18 protein-coding genes are annotated in these 15,989 nt (G+C 70.2%); 6 read left to right on the forward strand and 12 right to left on the reverse strand.

Annotation, left to right across the window (positions count from 1 at the left end):
* Position 1: 1 nt before the first annotated feature.
* The 7 genes from octT to O6P37_RS06810 are packed head-to-tail and all read right to left on the reverse strand — an operon-like array spanning position 2 to position 6,055.
* The gene (octT, locus tag O6P37_RS06780; protein ID WP_269893342.1) at positions 2–754 is read right to left on the reverse strand and encodes a diglucosylglycerate octanoyltransferase; all 753 of its coding nucleotides are present in this window, start codon (positions 752–754) and stop codon (positions 2–4) included.
* The gene (gpgP, locus tag O6P37_RS06785) at positions 741–1,415 is read right to left on the reverse strand and encodes a glucosyl-3-phosphoglycerate phosphatase (RefSeq protein ID WP_269893343.1); all 675 of its coding nucleotides are present in this window, start codon (positions 1,413–1,415) and stop codon (positions 741–743) included. The genes octT and gpgP overlap by 14 nt, the downstream gene beginning before the upstream one ends.
* The gene (gene rsfS, locus O6P37_RS06790) at positions 1,412–1,780 is read right to left on the reverse strand and encodes a ribosome silencing factor (protein WP_264015379.1); all 369 of its coding nucleotides are present in this window, start codon (positions 1,778–1,780) and stop codon (positions 1,412–1,414) included. The genes gpgP and rsfS overlap by 4 nt, the downstream gene beginning before the upstream one ends.
* Positions 1,777–2,415 (reverse strand): nicotinate-nucleotide adenylyltransferase, encoded by a 639-nt coding sequence (gene nadD, locus O6P37_RS06795; protein WP_269893344.1) that lies wholly within the window; start codon positions 2,413–2,415, stop codon positions 1,777–1,779. Before nadD ends, rsfS begins: the two co-directional genes overlap by 4 nt.
* A gap of 33 nt (positions 2,416–2,448) precedes the next feature.
* Positions 2,449–3,894: a vWA domain-containing protein gene (locus tag O6P37_RS06800; RefSeq protein ID WP_269893345.1), complete on the reverse strand. Its 1,446-nt coding sequence runs from the start codon at positions 3,892–3,894 to the stop codon at positions 2,449–2,451.
* Complete coding sequence (locus tag O6P37_RS06805; RefSeq protein WP_269893346.1) at positions 3,894–4,781, reverse strand: AAA family ATPase; 888 nt, start codon at positions 4,779–4,781, stop codon at positions 3,894–3,896. The genes O6P37_RS06800 and O6P37_RS06805 overlap by 1 nt, the downstream gene beginning before the upstream one ends.
* A 26-nt stretch (positions 4,782–4,807) precedes the next feature.
* Positions 4,808–6,055 (reverse strand): glutamate-5-semialdehyde dehydrogenase, encoded by a 1,248-nt coding sequence (locus O6P37_RS06810; RefSeq protein ID WP_269893347.1) that lies wholly within the window; start codon positions 6,053–6,055, stop codon positions 4,808–4,810.
* Positions 6,056–6,139: 84 nt separating this feature from the next.
* Between O6P37_RS06810 and O6P37_RS06815 the strand changes: the two genes are divergently transcribed.
* Both O6P37_RS06815 and O6P37_RS06820 read left to right on the forward strand, forming a co-directional pair.
* A complete protein-coding gene (locus tag O6P37_RS06815; RefSeq protein ID WP_269893348.1) occupies positions 6,140–7,033 on the forward strand; it encodes a ribokinase in 894 nt (297 codons plus the stop codon).
* Positions 6,969–7,817, forward strand: coding sequence for an enoyl-CoA hydratase/isomerase family protein (locus O6P37_RS06820; RefSeq protein ID WP_269893349.1), 849 nt, complete (start codon positions 6,969–6,971; stop codon positions 7,815–7,817). Before O6P37_RS06815 ends, O6P37_RS06820 begins: the two co-directional genes overlap by 65 nt.
* 3 nt (positions 7,818–7,820) lie before the next feature.
* Here O6P37_RS06820 and O6P37_RS06825 read toward each other — a convergent pair whose 3' ends face one another.
* Complete coding sequence (locus O6P37_RS06825; protein ID WP_269893350.1) at positions 7,821–9,863, reverse strand: NAD(+) synthase; 2,043 nt, start codon at positions 9,861–9,863, stop codon at positions 7,821–7,823.
* Positions 9,864–9,905: 42 nt separating this feature from the next.
* On the opposite strand from O6P37_RS06825, the gene O6P37_RS06830 reads away from it, so the two are divergent.
* The 4 genes from O6P37_RS06830 (at position 9,906) to O6P37_RS06845 (ending at position 12,601) form a co-directional block, all read left to right on the forward strand.
* A complete protein-coding gene (locus O6P37_RS06830; protein WP_269893351.1) occupies positions 9,906–10,445 on the forward strand; it encodes an isochorismatase family cysteine hydrolase in 540 nt (179 codons plus the stop codon).
* 140 nt (positions 10,446–10,585) lie between these two features.
* Positions 10,586–11,071, forward strand: coding sequence for an Hsp20/alpha crystallin family protein (locus O6P37_RS06835; RefSeq protein ID WP_269893352.1), 486 nt, complete (start codon positions 10,586–10,588; stop codon positions 11,069–11,071).
* A gap of 70 nt (positions 11,072–11,141) precedes the next feature.
* A complete protein-coding gene (locus O6P37_RS06840) occupies positions 11,142–11,978 on the forward strand; it encodes an NAD-dependent protein deacetylase (RefSeq protein WP_269893353.1) in 837 nt (278 codons plus the stop codon).
* Between the two features lie 8 nt (positions 11,979–11,986).
* Positions 11,987–12,601: a hypothetical protein gene (locus tag O6P37_RS06845; RefSeq protein WP_269893354.1), complete on the forward strand. Its 615-nt coding sequence runs from the start codon at positions 11,987–11,989 to the stop codon at positions 12,599–12,601.
* On the opposite strand, the gene proB is transcribed toward O6P37_RS06845, so the two are convergent.
* The 4 genes from proB to rplU form a co-directional block, all read right to left on the reverse strand.
* On the reverse strand, positions 12,598–13,692 hold the full coding sequence (proB, locus tag O6P37_RS06850; RefSeq protein ID WP_269893649.1) for a glutamate 5-kinase: 1,095 nt from the start codon (positions 13,690–13,692) through the stop codon (positions 12,598–12,600). The genes O6P37_RS06845 and proB overlap by 4 nt on opposite strands.
* Before the next feature lie 29 nt (positions 13,693–13,721).
* Positions 13,722–15,167 (reverse strand): GTPase ObgE, encoded by a 1,446-nt coding sequence (obgE, locus tag O6P37_RS06855; protein WP_269893355.1) that lies wholly within the window; start codon positions 15,165–15,167, stop codon positions 13,722–13,724.
* Positions 15,168–15,242: 75 nt separating this feature from the next.
* Positions 15,243–15,509, reverse strand: a complete 267-nt coding sequence (gene rpmA / locus O6P37_RS06860) for a 50S ribosomal protein L27 (RefSeq protein ID WP_269893356.1) — start codon at positions 15,507–15,509, stop codon at positions 15,243–15,245.
* Between the two features lie 14 nt (positions 15,510–15,523).
* Entirely contained in the window at positions 15,524–15,835 is a 312-nt protein-coding gene (gene rplU, locus O6P37_RS06865) for a 50S ribosomal protein L21 (RefSeq protein WP_264015394.1), read from the reverse strand.
* Positions 15,836–15,989: the final 154 nt, after the last annotated feature.

A 15,989-nucleotide genomic window follows, 5' to 3' on the forward strand; every position in this document is an offset into this window, starting at 1 on the left:
GTCAGCCCGCCGGATCCGGTTCGCCGGCACCGGCTTCGGCCAGCGCCTTGAGCATCAGCTCGGCCACCGCCTGATGTGCCTCGAAATTCCAGTGGATGCCGTCGGGGTTCCCGCGACCGCTCATCACCTCGTCGCCCACCGCCGCCTTGAGATCGACGAGTGGGACGTCGTGTTCCTGCGCCCACTCGGTCAGCGCACGCACCGTGCCGGCCCGGCCGTGGTGCGCCCTGCCGTAGGAGTCGGCGATGTGCACCGACGGCAACGATGCCACCACCGGGATGCCTGGCCTGTTGAAGTCGATGGCCCCGCGGGTCATCTCGAGATATTCGACGCTCAGGTGCGGGGGCAGGGCGGCGCGGGCGACCGGGGAGAACCGGGGCTGCACCCAGCCGTAGCCGTCGCGCACCCAGCGCCGCAACCACGGCGGGCGGACGTAGCGGATCAGTTCGCGCAGCGCCGTGGGCAGCGGCGAGGGCAGCGAGTCCATGCCGCCGGTCGCGAAGATCACCGCTCCGGCCCGGGGCAGCGCCGCCCATGATCGCGGGTCCTGAGTGGCCGCCCACCACACGTCGCGACACGTCCAGCCGATCCGGCCGATCAGTTCGAGCTCCCAACCCAATTGCGAGGCAACCAGATTGGGCCAGATCCGAGGATCGTCGGCGGGCAGCCCGCCGGTCGGGCCGTAGTAGGCCAGCGAGTCCGCGAACACGAGCAGCGTCCGGTCCGGCGGCCCGCTGCACTCAGAGGACGTCATTGGCCACCTGCGCCGAGGCGTTCCACACGTCGAGCCGCCACCGCACGGCCTCGGCGTCGGGCCGGGAATGCCCGGACAGCTGGACCCAGCTGGCGTTGCCCATGCCGCCGAGCACCGGCCAGTTGTCGACCGGCAGCGCGAGCAGCGCCGCAGTGAGGGCGGCGATCAGACCGCCGTGCGCGACCAGCACCACCGGCCGGTCGGCGTCCGCCCCGTCGCGGTCGGAGCCCCAGTCCGGTTGCGCGGCGATGATCTCGTCGACCAGCGGCATGCTGCGCGCGGCGACGTCGACGCGGCTCTCACCGCCGTGCGGCGCCCACCGCGCGTCGTCGCGCCATGCCAGCCGGGCGCCCGGCGCCGCGGCGTCCACGTCAAGGTGCGTCAGGCCCTGCCAGTCACCCAGGTGGGTCTCACGCAGCCGCGCGTCGACACCCACCGGAACGCCGGAACGCTCGCCGAGCACCGTCGCGGTGTCCAGGGCGCGTCGCAGATCCGAGGACAGGATCAGCAGCGGCTGCCGCTTGGCCAGCACCTCGGCCGCCGCGACGGCCTGGTCGCGGCCGAGGTCGGTCAGGTCGGTGTCCAGCTGGCCCTGCATCCGGCTGCCCGCGTTGTACTCGGTCTGGCCGTGGCGCAGCATCACCAGCCGCCGGACGGTCACGGCGACCCGTCCAGATCGACGGGCACCGTCGGGCAGTCCCGCCACAGCCGGTCGAGTGCGTAGAAGTTCCGCTCGTCCTGGTGCTGGATGTGCACGACGATGTCGACGTAGTCCAGCAGCGTCCAGCGACCCTCGCGGGTGCCCTCCCGCCGGGCCGGTTTGTGGCCGGCGAGCCGCATCTTCTCCTCCACCTCGTCGACGATCGCATTGACCTGGCGTTCGTTGGACGCCGACGCGATGACGAAGCAGTCGGTGATGACGAGCTGGCCCGACACGTCTATGACCACCACGTCGTCGGCGAGCTTGTCGGCGGCGGCCCGCGCCGCGACGGTGGCCATCTCGATCGCCTCGTCGGTTGCGCTCATCGGTTGTCTCCCTCTGTGTCGGCCGGCGCGGTGTAGAGCCCGCGCTTGGCCACGTACTGCACCACACCGTCGGGTACGAGGTACCAGATCGGCCGTTCCTCCTTCGCCCGCAGCCGGCAGTCGCTCGACGAGATCGCCAGCGCGGGCACCTCGACAAGGGTCAGCGCGTCGGCGGGCAGCTCGCGCATCGCCGCAGCGATGTGCTTGCCGTCCAGCTCGTAACCCGGCCTGCTGACGCCGACGAACCGGGCGATCGAGAACATCTCCTCCCAGTTCTGCCACGACAGGATGGAGGCCAGCGCGTCGGCGCCGGTGATGAAGTACAGGTCGGCGTCCGGGTTCTGTGCGCGCAGGTCGCGCAGGGTGTCCTTGGTGTAGGTGGCCCCGCCGCGGTCGATGTCGACGCGGCTCACCGAGAACCGTGGGTTCGACGCGGTGGCGATGACGGTCATCAGGTAGCGGTCCTCGGCGGCGGTCACCTGGCGGTTGTGCTTCTGCCAGGGCTGGCCGGTCGGCACGAACACCACCTCGTCGAGATCGAACAGGTCGGCGACTTCGCTGCCAGCGATCAGGTGGCCGTTGTGGATGGGATCGAACGTCCCGCCCATCACGCCGAGCCTGCGCCGAGTTGCCACGAAAAGCGAGCTTACGGGAGCGTTACCTGCGGATCAGATCGGCAGCAGCGCGTCGATCACACCGGCGAGCTGTTTGGCCGACCGGCACTCGTGCATCGTGATGACCTCTTCGTAGCGCGGCACCGCCGAGTCGCCGCTGCCCCACAGGTGGCGCGGTTCGGGGTTGAGCCAGTGCGCGTGCCTGCTCGCGGTGACCATCTGGGTGAGCAGGTCGATCTCGGGGTTGCGGTAGTTGTTGCGGGCGTCGCCGAGCACGAGCAGCGAACTGCGCGGGCTCAGCACGTTCGGGAAGCCGTGCAGGAACGACGAGAACGCGTTGCCGTAGTCGGAGTGGCCGTCGCGGGTGTAGACGCCCGCTTCGCGGGTGATGCGCTGCACCGCGACCGCCAGGTCGGCGTCCGGCCCGAACAGCGTGGTGACCTCGTCGGTGGTGTCGTTGAAGGCGAACACCCGCACCCGGGAGAACTGCTGGCGCAGCGCGTGCACCAGCATCAGGGTGAAGTGGCTGAACCCGGCCACCGAGCCGGACACGTCGCACAGCACCACCAGTTCCGGTCGCGCGGGGTGCGGCTTCTTGAGCACCACGTCGATCGGCACCCCGCCGGTCGACATCGACTTGCGCAGCGTCTTGCGCATGTCGATCTCGCCGGCCCGTGACCGGCGCCGCCGCGCGGCAAGCCGCGTCGCGAGGGTGCGGGCCAGCGGCGCCACCACCCGGCGCATCTGGCGCAGCTGTTCCCCGGAGGCGCGCAGGAACTCGACGTTCTCCGCCAGCTGCGGCACGCCGTACATCTGCACGTGCTCGCGACCGAGCTGCTCGGCGGTGCGGCGCTTGGTCTCCGACTCCACCATCTTGCGCAGCTGCGAGATACGTTGCGCCGCAAGCGCCTTGGCGATCTGCTCCTGGGTCGGTGACGGCTCGTCGCCGTAGGGTGCCAGCAGTCCGGCCAGCAGCCGGCCCTCCAGGTCGTCCAGACTCATCGCCTTGAGCGCCTGATAGGACGAGTAGGACGGTCCGCGGCTGGAGTTGTAGCGGCCGTAGGCCTCGACGATCTGCGCGATCATCGCGGTCAGCCGCTCGTCGAGGTTGGCCAGGTCGGGGTTGTCGGCCAGCATCTTCACCAGCGCGTCGCGCATCGCCTCGATGTCCTCGGGCGGCAGTCCCTGCTCGTCGTCGCTCTCGCCGTCCTCGTCCTCCAGCACGGTCTTCGCGCCGAGCGCGGCGGGGAAGAAGAGGTCGAACATCGCGTCGTAGGTGTCGCGGTGGTCGGGTCTGCGCAGCACCGCGCACGCGATGCCTTCGCGCAGCACCTCGCGGTCGCCGAGTCCGAGCACCGTCATCACCCGGCCGGCGTCGACGGTCTCCGACGGGCCGACCGAGATGCCCAAGCCGCGAAGCGCTTCGACGAACTCGACGAGGTGACCCGGCAGGCCGTGCGGAGCCAGCGGCTGCGGAGGTCGGACGCGGCGCGGAGGCATCAGTTGAGCCTCAGCTCTCCTGCGGCGCGTTGCTGGTCGGACTGGTGTTTGAGGATCACACCCAGGGTGGCGGCGATCATCGAGTCGTCGATGGTGTCCATGCCCAGCGCCAGCACGGTACGGCCCCAGTCGATGGTCTCGGCCACCGACGGCACCTTCTTGAGCTGCATGCCGCGCAGCACCCCGATGATGCGGACGAGTTCCGACGCGATGTGCTCGGGCAGGTCGGGCACCCGCGAGAGCAGGATCCGTCGCTCGAGATCGGGGTCGGGGAAGTCGATGTGCAGGAACAGGCAGCGCCGTTTGAGCGCCTCGGACAGTTCGCGGGTGGCGTTGGAGGTGAGCAGCACGAAGGGTGCGCGTTCAGCCTTGATGGTGCCGAGTTCAGGCACCGTGACGGCGAAGTCGCTGAGCACCTCGAGTAGCAGGCCCTCGATCTCGATGTCGGCCTTGTCGGTCTCGTCGATGAGCAGCACCGTCGGGTCGGTGCGCCGGATCGCCGTCAGCAGCGGGCGCGACAGCAGGAACTCCTCGGAGAAGACGTCCATCTTGGTCTGGTCCCAGTCGCCGGCATCGGCCGCGTTGCCCGCCTGGATGCGCAGGATCTGCTTGGCGTGGTTCCACTCGTAGAGCGCCCTGGCCTCGTCGACGCCCTCGTAGCACTGCAGCCGGACCAGCTCCGAGCCGGTGCACTGCGCCACCGCGCGGGCCAGTTCGGTCTTGCCGACGCCGGCGGGCCCCTCCACCAGGAGCGGCTTGCCGAGCCGGTCGGCGAGGAAAACTGCCGTGGCCGTTGCGGTGTCGGGCAGGTAGCCCGTCTCGGCGAGCTTGGCGGCGACGTCGTCGATGTCGGCGAACAGCGGCGCGGGGCGTGCGGGAACGCTCACAGGTCAATCTCCTAGGAACTCTGAAGTCAGGCGGGGCGGGTCTGACCGTCTCCCCAGACGATCCATTTGGTCGAGGTCAGTTCGGGCAGCCCCATCGGCCCGCGAGCGTGCAGCTTCTGGGTCGAGATGCCGATCTCGGCGCCGAAGCCGAACTGCTCACCGTCGGTGAACGAGGTGGACGCGTTGACCATCACCGCCGCCGCATCGACCTGCTCGGTGAACCGCTGAGCGGCAGCCAGATCCGTGGTGACGATGGCCTCGGTGTGACCGGTGCCGTACTCGTTGATGTGCGCGATGGCCGCGTCGAGGCCGTCGACCACCGACAGTGCGATGTCCAGCGAGAGGAACTCGGCCCGCAGCTCGTCTTCGGTCGGGTCGCCGTGCACGGTCACCCCGGCGGCCTGCAGCGCACCGGCGAGGCGGGGCACCGCGTGTTCGGCGATCGACGCGTCGACGAGCAGGGACTCGGCGGCGTTGCAGACGCTGGGCCGACGGGTCTTGGCGTTGAGCACGATCCGTTCGGCGACGTCGAGGTCCGCGGCCTCGTGGACGTACACGTGGCAGTTGCCGACGCCGGTCTCGATGGTGGGCACCTTGGCGTCGCGCACCACCGCGTCGATCAGTCCCGCTCCCCCGCGCGGGATCACCACGTCGACCAGGCCGCGGGCCTGGATGAGGTGGGTGACGCTGGCCCGGTCGTGGCTGGGCAGCAGCTGTACGGCGTCGACGGGCAGCCCCTCGGCGGCCAGGGCGGCGCGCAGCGCCACCACGAGTGCCTCGTTCGAGTGCACCGCCGACGAACTGCCGCGCAGCAGTACGGCGTTGCCGGATTTCAGCGTCAGCCCGAAGGCGTCCACCGTGACGTTCGGCCTGCCCTCGTAGACCATGCCGACGACACCGAGCGGCACCCGCTGCTGGCGCAGCTGCAGGCCGTTGGGCAGCGTGCGTCCGCGCAGCACCTCGCCCACCGGGTCCGGCAGACCGGCGACCTGTCGCAGTCCGGCGGCGATGCCGTCGACCCGCTGGGGGTTGAGGGCGAGCCGGTCCAGCATCGCGGCCGGGGTGCCGGCTGCCCGAGCGGTGTCCAGGTCGACCGTGTTGGCCGCCAGGATGTCGTGCACCCGGGCGAGGACCGCGTCGGCCGCAGCGTGCAGCGCCCGGTCCTTGGTCGCGGTGGGCAGCGTCGCGAGGACGCGGGCCGCGACCCTGGCGCGTCGGGCGGCATCGTGGACCTGCTGGCGCAAGTCGGCAACCGGCGGTGCTTGCAGACTCATCAGCCCAGCGTATCGGACCTGTGCCCGGCGCTCGACGCGTGTCAGAGACCGCAGCCGGTGGCGCTGGTCTAGCGTGAGATGACTATGACGACGCGGGTCTGCGTGGTCGGCAGTGTCAATGCCGACGTGACGTACCGGGTCTCCGCGTTGCCGCGGCCAGGACAGACGGTGCTGGCGTCGTCGACCTCGAGCGCGCCGGGCGGCAAGGGCGCCAACCAGGCGGTGGCCGCCGCGCGGGCCGGCGCCGAGGTGGCGCTGGTCGCCGCGCTCGGTGACGACGCCGCTGCGCAGTCGCTGCGAAGCCATCTGCGCGGCAACGGGGTCGCCCTCGACGGGGTGGTCACCGTGCCGGGACCCAGCGGGTCGGCGGTGATCATGGTCGACGCGGCGGCGGAGAACAGCATCGTGGTGGCGCCGGGCGCGAACGCCGCGCTGCGGGTCGAATCCGCCGCGGTACGCGACGTCATCGCCGCCGCCGAGGTGCTGTTGCTGCAGTTGGAGATCCCCGTCCAGACCGCCGTCGACGCCGCCCGAATGGGGCGCGACGCGGGCGCGGTCGTCATCGTCAACGCCTCACCGGCCGGCGCGAAGGCCCACGAGTTGTTGGCACTGTCCGAACTGGCCGACGTGGTGGTGGTCAACGAGGCGGAGGCGGCCGACTGGCACTGGCCGGTGGCGCATCTGGTGATCACCCGCGGCGCGCGCGGCGCGAGCTATCTCGGCGACGGGGAACGCTTCGACGTCCCAGCCCCGGCCGTCCGGGCGGTCGACACCACCGGGGCCGGCGACGTGTTCGCCGGCGTGCTGGCCGCGGATTGGCTGCGCGGCCACGAGACGGCGTTGCGCCGGGCGTGTGTGGCGGGCGCGCTGGCGACCCTGGTGCCGGGCGCAGGTGACTGCGCGCCGTGTTCGGATGACATCGACGACGAACAGGAAGGGAGACGGCGTGACCGACGCTCCGCGACCGCCCGAGGGTGACTGGCTGGGAACGAAGTTCCTGCGCTTCGACAGGGAGGGTCCGTTCGGCGTCTGCACGCTGGACCGCCCGGAGGCGCGCAACGCGATGACTCCGGCGATGTACTTCGGCATCAAGTACGCCGTGAAGCATGTCGACGCCGACCCGGACCTGGCCGGGCTGCTGATCACCGGGACCGGCGATGTGTTCGCCCCCGGCGGGGACATGGGCGGTGGCGGCGAGGACAACTGGCTGACCTTCGGGTCCGCGCTCGGGATGGACGCGTTGCCGTTCGACACGCTGCGGCAGTCGGTCAAGCCGGTGGTGGCGGCGGTCAACGGGTTGTGTCAGGGCGGCGGGATGCAGATCGCGCTGTGCGCGGACATCGCCGTGGTGAGCGAGCGGGCGACGTTCCGGGTGCCGGAGTTGTACCGCGGCATCGCCGACACGTACTACAGCCACATGCTGGCCCGCCTGATCGGGCCGGTCCGCACCCGCGACCTGATGTTCACCGGCCGCACCCTGTCCGCCGCCGAGGCGCTGGACTGGGGCATGGTGGCCCGCGTGGTTCCCCACGACGACCTGCATGACACGGCCCGCGAGGTGCTCGCGCAGTGCTGCCGCACGGCGCCGGGCGCCCGCTCGGTGATCAAGTCGAGCATCGACGACTACGTCGGCCTGTACGACCGCATCGGCATGCAGGCCAGCCTGGGCGCACCCGAGTCGATCGAGGGCTTCATGGCGTTCAAGCAGCGGCGCTCCCCCGAGTGGGTGCATCCCGACCTGCGCATCGACGGGCGCCTGTAGCCCTCAGCGTTCCGGGACCTCGCGTTCGATCTCGTCGAGCCAGGTGCGCGCCGACATGTCCGACGGCGCCCGCCAGTCACCGCGCGGCGACAGCGAGCCGCCCGCCGACACCTTGGGGCCGTTCGGCAGCGCCGAGCGCTTGAACTGGCTGAACGAGTAGAACCGCTGGGCGAACACCTGCAGCCAGTGCCGGATCTCCTCGATCGAGTACGACGGCCGCTTGCTCTCCGGAACCCCGAACGGCCAGTCACCGCGCTCGGCGTCGCTCCACGCGTGCCAGGCCAGGAACGCGACCTTCGAAGGACGGAATCCGTAGCGCAACACCTGGAACAGCGAGAAGTCCTGCAGCACATAGGGTCCGACCTTGCCCTCGCTGCTCTGGATCTCCTCGTCCTCACCGGCGGGCACCAGTTCCGGGCTGATCTCGGTGTCGAGCACCGACTGCAGCACCTCGTTGACCTCGTCCTCGAACTGGTTCGACGCGATGACCCACCGGATCAGGTGCTGGATCAGGGTCTTGGGCACCCCGCCGTTGACGTTGTAGTGCGACATCTGGTCGCCGACACCGTAGGTGGACCAGCCCAGCGCGAGCTCCGAGAGGTCACCGGTGCCGAGCACGATGCCGCCGCGCTGGTTGGCCAGCCGGAACAGGTAATCGGTCCGCAGACCGGCCTGCACATTCTCGAAGGTGACGTCGTAGACCTTCTCGCCGCGGCTGAACGGGTGGTCCATCTCCTTGAGCATCAGTTCGGCGGTCGACTTGATGTCGATGGTCTCGAACGTCACCCCGAGCGACTCGGCGAGGCGGACCGCGTTGTTCTTCGTCCGGTCGCCGGTGGCGAAGCCGGGCAGGGTGAACGCCAGGATGTCGCTGCGGGGGCGCTCTTCCCGGTCCATCGCGCGGGCGGCGACGATCAGCGCATGGGTGGAGTCCAGGCCGCCGGACAGTCCCAGCACGATCTTCGGGTAGTCCAGTGCGCGAAGCCGTTGTTCCAGGCCGGACACCTGGATGTTGTAGGCCTCGTAGCAGTCCTGCTCGAGGCGGGCGGGATCAACGGGCACGAAGGGGAAGCGCTCCACCTCGCGGCGCAGGCCGATGTCGCCGGTCGGCGGGTCGAGGGTGAACTCGATCCGCCGGAACGCGTCGTCGTCGATGCCGTGGTGGCGGCGGTTGTCGTCGAACGTCCCCATCCGCAGCCGGTCGTTGCGCAGCAGCTGCAGGTCGACGTCGGCGACCGACCGGCGCTCCCCCTTGGGGAACCGCTCGGACTGCGCCAGGCACACCCCGTTCTCCCAGATCATCGTCTGCCCGTCCCAGGCCAGGTCGGTGGTCGACTCGCCCTCGCCGGCCGCGGCGTAGACGTAGGCCGCCAGGCACCTCGACGACGCCGAACGTGCCAGCAGGCAGCGGTCCTCGGACCGCCCGATGGTGATCGGGCTGCCGGACAGGTTGGCCAGCACAGTTGCGCCGGCCAGTGCGGCCTCCGCGTGCGGCGGCACCGGGACGAACATGTCCTCGCAGATCTCCACGTGCAGCACGAAGTGCGGCACGTCGGTGGCGGCGAACAGCAGGTCCGGACCGAACGGCACCCATTCGCCGCCGAGGCGGATCTCGCCGCGTTCGTCGTCTCCGGCGCCGATCTGGCGCTTCTCGTAGAACTCCCGGTAGGTCGGCAGGTACGACTTGGGCACCACCCCGAGCACCCGGCCGCGGTGGATCACCACGGCGGTGTTGTAGACGCGATTGCGATGCCGCAGCGGCGCCCCGACCACCAGCACCGGCAGCAGATCCGCCGACTGTGCCACCACGTCGCGCAGCGCGGCCTCGACGCTCTCCAGCAGCGCGTCCTGCAGGACGATGTCCTCGATGGAGTAACCGGACAGCGTCAACTCCGGGAACACGGCCAGCCCGACGCCGTCGTCGTGGCATTCGCGCGCCAACCCGAGCACCGATTCCGCGTTCTTCACCGGGTCCGCGAGCGCGGTGTGATGGGTGCAGGCGGCGACGCGCACGAAGCCGTGACGGTAGGCCGAATAGAAATCCATGCCTCATTGTTGCCCGGAAACTTCGCGGGGTATGCAGCACACATGAGTGGAACCGTCCTGCTGGTCATCGACATGATGAACACCTACCAACATCCCGATGCCGAGAAGCTGGCGCCGAACGTCGAGAAGATCATCGATCCCCTGGCCGGGCTGATCGCCGGCGCACGCGAGCGCGACGACGTGGAACTGATCTACGTCAACGACAACTACGGCGACTTCACCGCCGAATTCAGCGACATCGTGCGCTCGGCGCTCGAGGGTGACCGCAAGGACCTGGTCGAGCCGATCGCCCCGCCGGAGAAGTGCCGGCTGATGACGAAGGTGCGCCACAGCGCGTTCTATGCGACCCCGCTGGCCTACCTGCTCGGCCAACTCTCGCCCGAGCGGCTGATCCTCACCGGCCAGGTCACCGAGCAGTGCATCCTCTACACCGCCCTCGACGCCTACGTCCGGCACTTCCCCGTCGTCGTCCCGCCCGACGCGGTGGCGCACATCGACCCCGAACTCAGCGACGCGGCGCTGACGATGATGAAGGAGAACATGAGCGCCGAGATCGTCCCGGCCGCCGAGTGCCTGGGGTGACCGGTCGAATCGGCTGACCGCGAACGCGATTCGGTTCGTGTTGGCCGGCAGTTCGTCAGCTCGCACCACGCCCGATCCGCCGATTTCGCCTCGGCCGCGCAGGGTCGATGCCACACCACCCGACCACTGCTGGAGGAACCATGACCAAGCTCGCGGTGCAGCGCCCGTCGCGCACCTTCCTGCCTGAACTGTCCGACCTGTCGCAGCTGTTCTCCGGCTTCCCGGCGTTCCCGAACTATCCGACCATGGCCGGCCTTCGGCCGTTCTCCGACAGCCACCTGATCCGTATCGAGGACGAGGTGCTCGACGGCCGCTACGAGGTGCGCGCCGAGCTGCCCGGGGTGGACCCCGCCGAGATCGGCGTCACGGTGCGCGACGGTCAGCTGACCGTCAGGGCCACCAGGGCCGAGAAGATCGCGAGCAACGGCCGCTCCGAGTTCCGCTACGGGGCGTTCACCCGGACCGTCCCGCTGCCCGTCGGCGCCGACGAGGACGCCATCACCGCGACCTACGGTCGGGGCGTGCTGAGCATCGCGGTGCCGGTAGACGGCGACGAGCACACCGGCAAGCAGGTCGAGGTGCAGGCCGTCGACGGTGACGTGACCGTCACCTCTCACAGCGAGTAGCACCTGTCGGAAACGGCCCCGGAGCTGCGGTTCCGGGGCCGTTGTCGGGCCTGCCCCTACTCTGGTGGACGTGGAATCGCCCGAACTCGTCGCCCTGCTGCGGGGTCGGCGCGTCGCGGTGCTCACCGGCGCGGGGATGTCCACCGACTCCGGCATCCCGGACTACCGCGGCCCGGACTCGCCGCCGAGCAATCCGATGACGATCCGCCAGTTCACCGGCGACCCGGTGTTCCGGCAGCGCTACTGGGCCCGCAACCACGTGGGCTGGCGGCACATGGCCGCGACGCTGCCGAATGCCGGCCACCGCGCGCTGGCCGCGCTGGAGCGCGCCGGCGTGGTCAGCGGACTGATCACCCAGAACGTCGACCTGCTGCACACCAAGGCGGGCAGCAGGCACGTCATCGACCTGCACGGCACCTACGCGCAGGTGATCTGCCTGGACTGCGGGCACACCATGTCCCGGGCGGCGCTGGCCGACCTGCTGGAGGCGGCCAACCCGGGCTTCCTCGAGCTGGCGGAGGCGGTCGGCGGGATCGCCGTCGCCCCCGATGCGGACGCCGTCGTCGGCGACACGTCGTCGTTCCGCATCATCGACTGTCAGCGCTGCGGCGGCATGCTCAAACCCGACATCGTGTACTTCGGCGAGAGCGTGCCCAAGGAGCGGGTGGACCGGGCATACGCGTTGGTCGACGCGGCCGACGTGCTGCTGGTGGCGGGATCGTCGCTGACCGTCTTCTCCGGATACCGGTTCGTCCGGCACGCCGCGGCGCGCGGCATGCCGGTCGCGATCCTCAACCGAGGGCCCACCCGGGGCGACGACCTGGCGACGGTGAAGCTCGACAACGGTTGCTCGCCGATGCTGGCGCTGCTGGCCGACGAGTTGCCTGCGCTGTCCGCCTCCGCTTGACTGCCCGGGTGACTTCCGTGCTGGACCGCTGGCGTCCCGACCCAGGCCCCGCAGACGGGAGGTGGGCCGCCGGTGTCGGCGACACCCTGGCCGCCGTGCTGCGGCCCCCCGATCTGCTCGCTAAGCCGCTGCGCCTGCTCAACCACTTCGGCGGGGTCGCCATCAGTGCCGACGCCGTCGAATTCGACGGGGATGACGTCGAGTGGGCCGACGTCGCCGACATCGAGACGGTCAGCCTGTTCGGCTACCTGTTCTCCGGCGCCCTCGACAAGCAGCTGAACAAGCTGCCGCTGCCCCGCTTCCCGGGCCGCAGCCTGGTGGTCGGCGTCGCCTCGGATGCCGCGCTGACGGCGATCGTCGCCGCCACCGGTGATGCGCTGCGCAAGCTGGACGTGAAGATCCCCGCCGAAGTCAACTATCAGGGGCTGGTGCGGCGCCGCACCCTCTCGCCGGGCATTCTGGCCACGCTGCTGCTCGCCGACGGCGCCGTGCGGTCGTCGCTCACCGCGACCGCCGAGGCGAAGGGCATCCGGGTCCGGCCGTCCGACGACGACCCCCTCGAGGAGGCCGAGGAGCGGGCCTCCCGGATCAAGCGGTTCGTGGGACGCCTGACGAACCGCTAGACGGCGACCAGGTCGTCGGCGTGCACGGCGGGCCTGCGCATCTCGGCGGGCAGGTCGGAGGTGGAGCGGCCGAGCATCGTCGCCAGTTCCGAGTGGTCGTAGGCCACCACCCCGCGGGCCACCATCGTCGCGTCCTGTGCCCGCAGTTCGACGACGTCGCCGCCGTAGAACCGGCCCGACACCGCGGTGATGCCTGCGGACAGCAGTGAACGCCGTTGGCCGACAACGGCGCGCACGGCGCCGTCGTCGAGGGTCAGCGCGCCGGCGGCCTCCGCGGCGTAGCGCACCCAGAACCGTCGCGCCGACATGCGTTCGGCGCGTGGGGCGAACACGGTTCCCACCGAGGCGTCGGCCAGCGCAGCGGACGCGTCGGCGGCGGCGGCGAGCAGCACCGGCACCCCCGCGTCGGCGGCGAGCAACGCCGACGACAGCTTCGAGGCCATGCCGCCGGTGCCGAGGTGACTGCCGCGGCCGGCGACCACGCCGTCCAGATCGTCGGGACGCGCCACCTCGGCGATGAACTGCGCGTTGCCTTTTCGCGGATCGGAGTCGTACAGGCCGTCCACATCCGACAGCAGCACCAGCGCATCGGCGCCGACCAGATGCGCCACCAGCGCCGAGAGCCGGTCGTTGTCGCCGAACCGGATCTCGTTGGTGGCCACGGTGTCGTTCTCGTTGACGATCGCCACCGCGTGCAGTGCCCGCAACCGGTCGAGAGTGCGCTGGGCGTTGGTGTGCTGAACCCGCATCGAGATGTCGTGCGCGGTCAGCAGGACCTGCCCGACGGTGCGCTGGTAGCGGGCGAACGCCGCGCTCCACGAGTTGATCAGGGCGACCTGTCCGACACTCGCGGCGGCCTGTTTGGTCGCCAGATCGGCGGGCCGGCGGGACAGCCGCAGCGGTTCGATGCCGGCGGCGATCGCACCGGAGGACACGATCACCACGTCGGAGCCCGCCTTCATCCGGGACTCGATCGCGTCGGCCAGCGTCGCCAGCCGGCCGGCGTCGAACACCCCGGCCGGAGTGGTCAGCGCGGTGGTGCCGATCTTGACGACGATGCTGCGTGCGGTGCGGACGGCCTCGCGGTGCATGGAGCGTGCGGAGCCGACCCCGTCCGGGGTCACTCGTCACCGCCGGAGCGGCGGCGCTCCCGCCTGGCGACCTTGCGCTCGGCGGCCCGGACGCGGTCGGTCTGCTCGAGGCGGATGTCGGTGCCACGGCCGGACAACGGCATGTCGACACCGGCCGGGGTCTGCGGCTCCCAGTCGAAGGTCATGTCGCCGATCGTGACCGCGCATCCCGGCTTCGCACCGAGCTTGAGCAGTTCGTCCTCGACCCCGAGCCGGTTGAGCCGGTCTCCGAGGTACCCGACCGCCTCGGCGTTCTCGAAGTCGGTCTGGCCGATCCAGCGTTCGGGTCGCGCGCCGCGCACCACGAATCCTCCCTGGCCGTCCGATTCCACGGTGAACCCGCTGTCGTTCACCGGGACCGGACGGATGACGGGGCGCCTCGGCACCACCGGTGGCTGCGCCTCCCGGTAGGCGCTGACCAGCTCCCACAGCGCGAAGGTCAACGGCCGCAAACCGTCCCGGCTCACAGTCGAGATCTCGAACACCGGCCACCCGAAGCGGCGGACCACTTCGTCGCGGACGAAGTCGGCAAGTTCGCGCGCGTCGGGCACGTCGATCTTGTTGAGCACCACTGCACGTGGCCGTTCGGTGAGGTCGCCCAGCGCCGTGTCACCCTGCAGCGTCGGGGTGTAGGCGGCCAATTCGGCTTCCAGCGCCTCGATGTCGGACACCGGGTCCCGGCCCGGTTCCAGCGTCGCGCAGTCGACGACGTGGACGAGGACGGCGCACCGCTCGATGTGTCGCAGGAACTCCAGGCCGAGGCCACGGCCCTCGGACGCACCGGGGATCAGCCCGGGCACATCGGCGACGGTGAACGTGTTGTCTCCAGCCGACACCACGCCCAGGTTCGGAACCAGCGTGGTGAACGGATAGTCGGCGATCTTGGGCTTGGCCGCCGAGATCACCGACACCAGCGATGACTTGCCCGCCGAGGGGAAGCCGACCAAACCGACGTCGGCGACGGTCTTGAGTTCCAGGGTGAGGTCGCGGACCTGACCCTTCTCCCCGAGCAGCGCGAAGCCGGGCGCCCTGCGGGCCCGTGACGCCAGCGCCGCATTGCCAAGGCCACCGCGTCCACCGGCGGCCGCTTCGAATCGCGTGCCCGCACCCACCAGGTCGGCGAGGACGCGGCCCTGGTCGTCGAGCACCACCGTGCCGTCGGGCACCCGCACCTCGAGGTCAGCGCCCGCGGCGCCGTCGCGATTGCTGCCGGCGCCCTGCTTGCCGGACGGCGCGACGACATGCGGATGGAAGTGGAAGTCCAGCAGAGTGTGCACCTGCGGATCGACGACCAGCACGATGCTGCCGCCACGGCCGCCGTTGCCGCCGTCGGGACCACCGAGAGGTTTGAACTTCTCGCGGTGCACCGAGGCGCAGCCGTGACCGCCGTTGCCCGCGGTCGCGTGAATCACGACGCGGTCGACGAAGCGGGGCATTGCAGTACTCCTCCGAAAGTAACGCCGGGGCGGAAAAGCGCTCGCGAGTCCCCCGCAGCGTCACCGTCGCGAAGCTTAAGCCTCCGGGCGGGCGACCGGGACGATGTTGACGAGCTTGCGCCCGCGCCTGATGCCGAACTCGACGGCGCCGGGTGCGGTGGCGAACAGCGTGTCGTCGCCGCCGCGGCCGACGTTCACGCCGGGATGAAAGTGGGTGCCGCGCTGCCGCACGATGATCTCGCCGGCCTTGACGACCTGGCCGCCGAACCGCTTAACACCCAGCCGCTGGGCGTTGGAGTCGCGACCGTTGCGCGAGCTGGAAGCGCCCTTCTTGTGTGCCATGTCCGTTCGCTCCCCTACTTGATTCCGGTGACCTTGAGCACGGTCAGCTGCTGACGGTGCCCCTGGCGCTTGTGGTAGCCGGTCTTGTTCTTGAACTTGTGGATACGGATCTTGGGACCCTTGGTGTGCTCGAGCACCTCGCCGGTGACCGCGACCTTCTCCAGCTCCTTGGCGGCGCTGGTGACGTTCGCGCCGTCCACGACGAGTGCGACGGGCAGCGAGACCGAGGCGCCCGCGTCGGCGTCGAGCTTCTCGACCTTCACGATGTCACCGACGGCGACCTTGTACTGCTTGCCGCCGGTCTTGACGATTGCGTAGCTCGCCATCGATGGTCTACCTCTTCGTATCGCGGGCGCGCGCTACCCGGGGGGCGCGAGCGCGGGTCTTGGGGTGCGGGCTTCAGATGCTTGAACATCTGTTCCCGCTGCCACCGGCCCGGATTACGTGCAGCCTGGTGACAACTGGTCAAGGGTACGTGAC

The sequence above is a fragment of the Mycobacterium hippophais genome (genome assembly GCF_027529605.1).
Taxonomy (GTDB): Bacteria; Actinomycetota; Actinomycetes; order Mycobacteriales; family Mycobacteriaceae; genus Mycobacterium; species Mycobacterium arseniciresistens.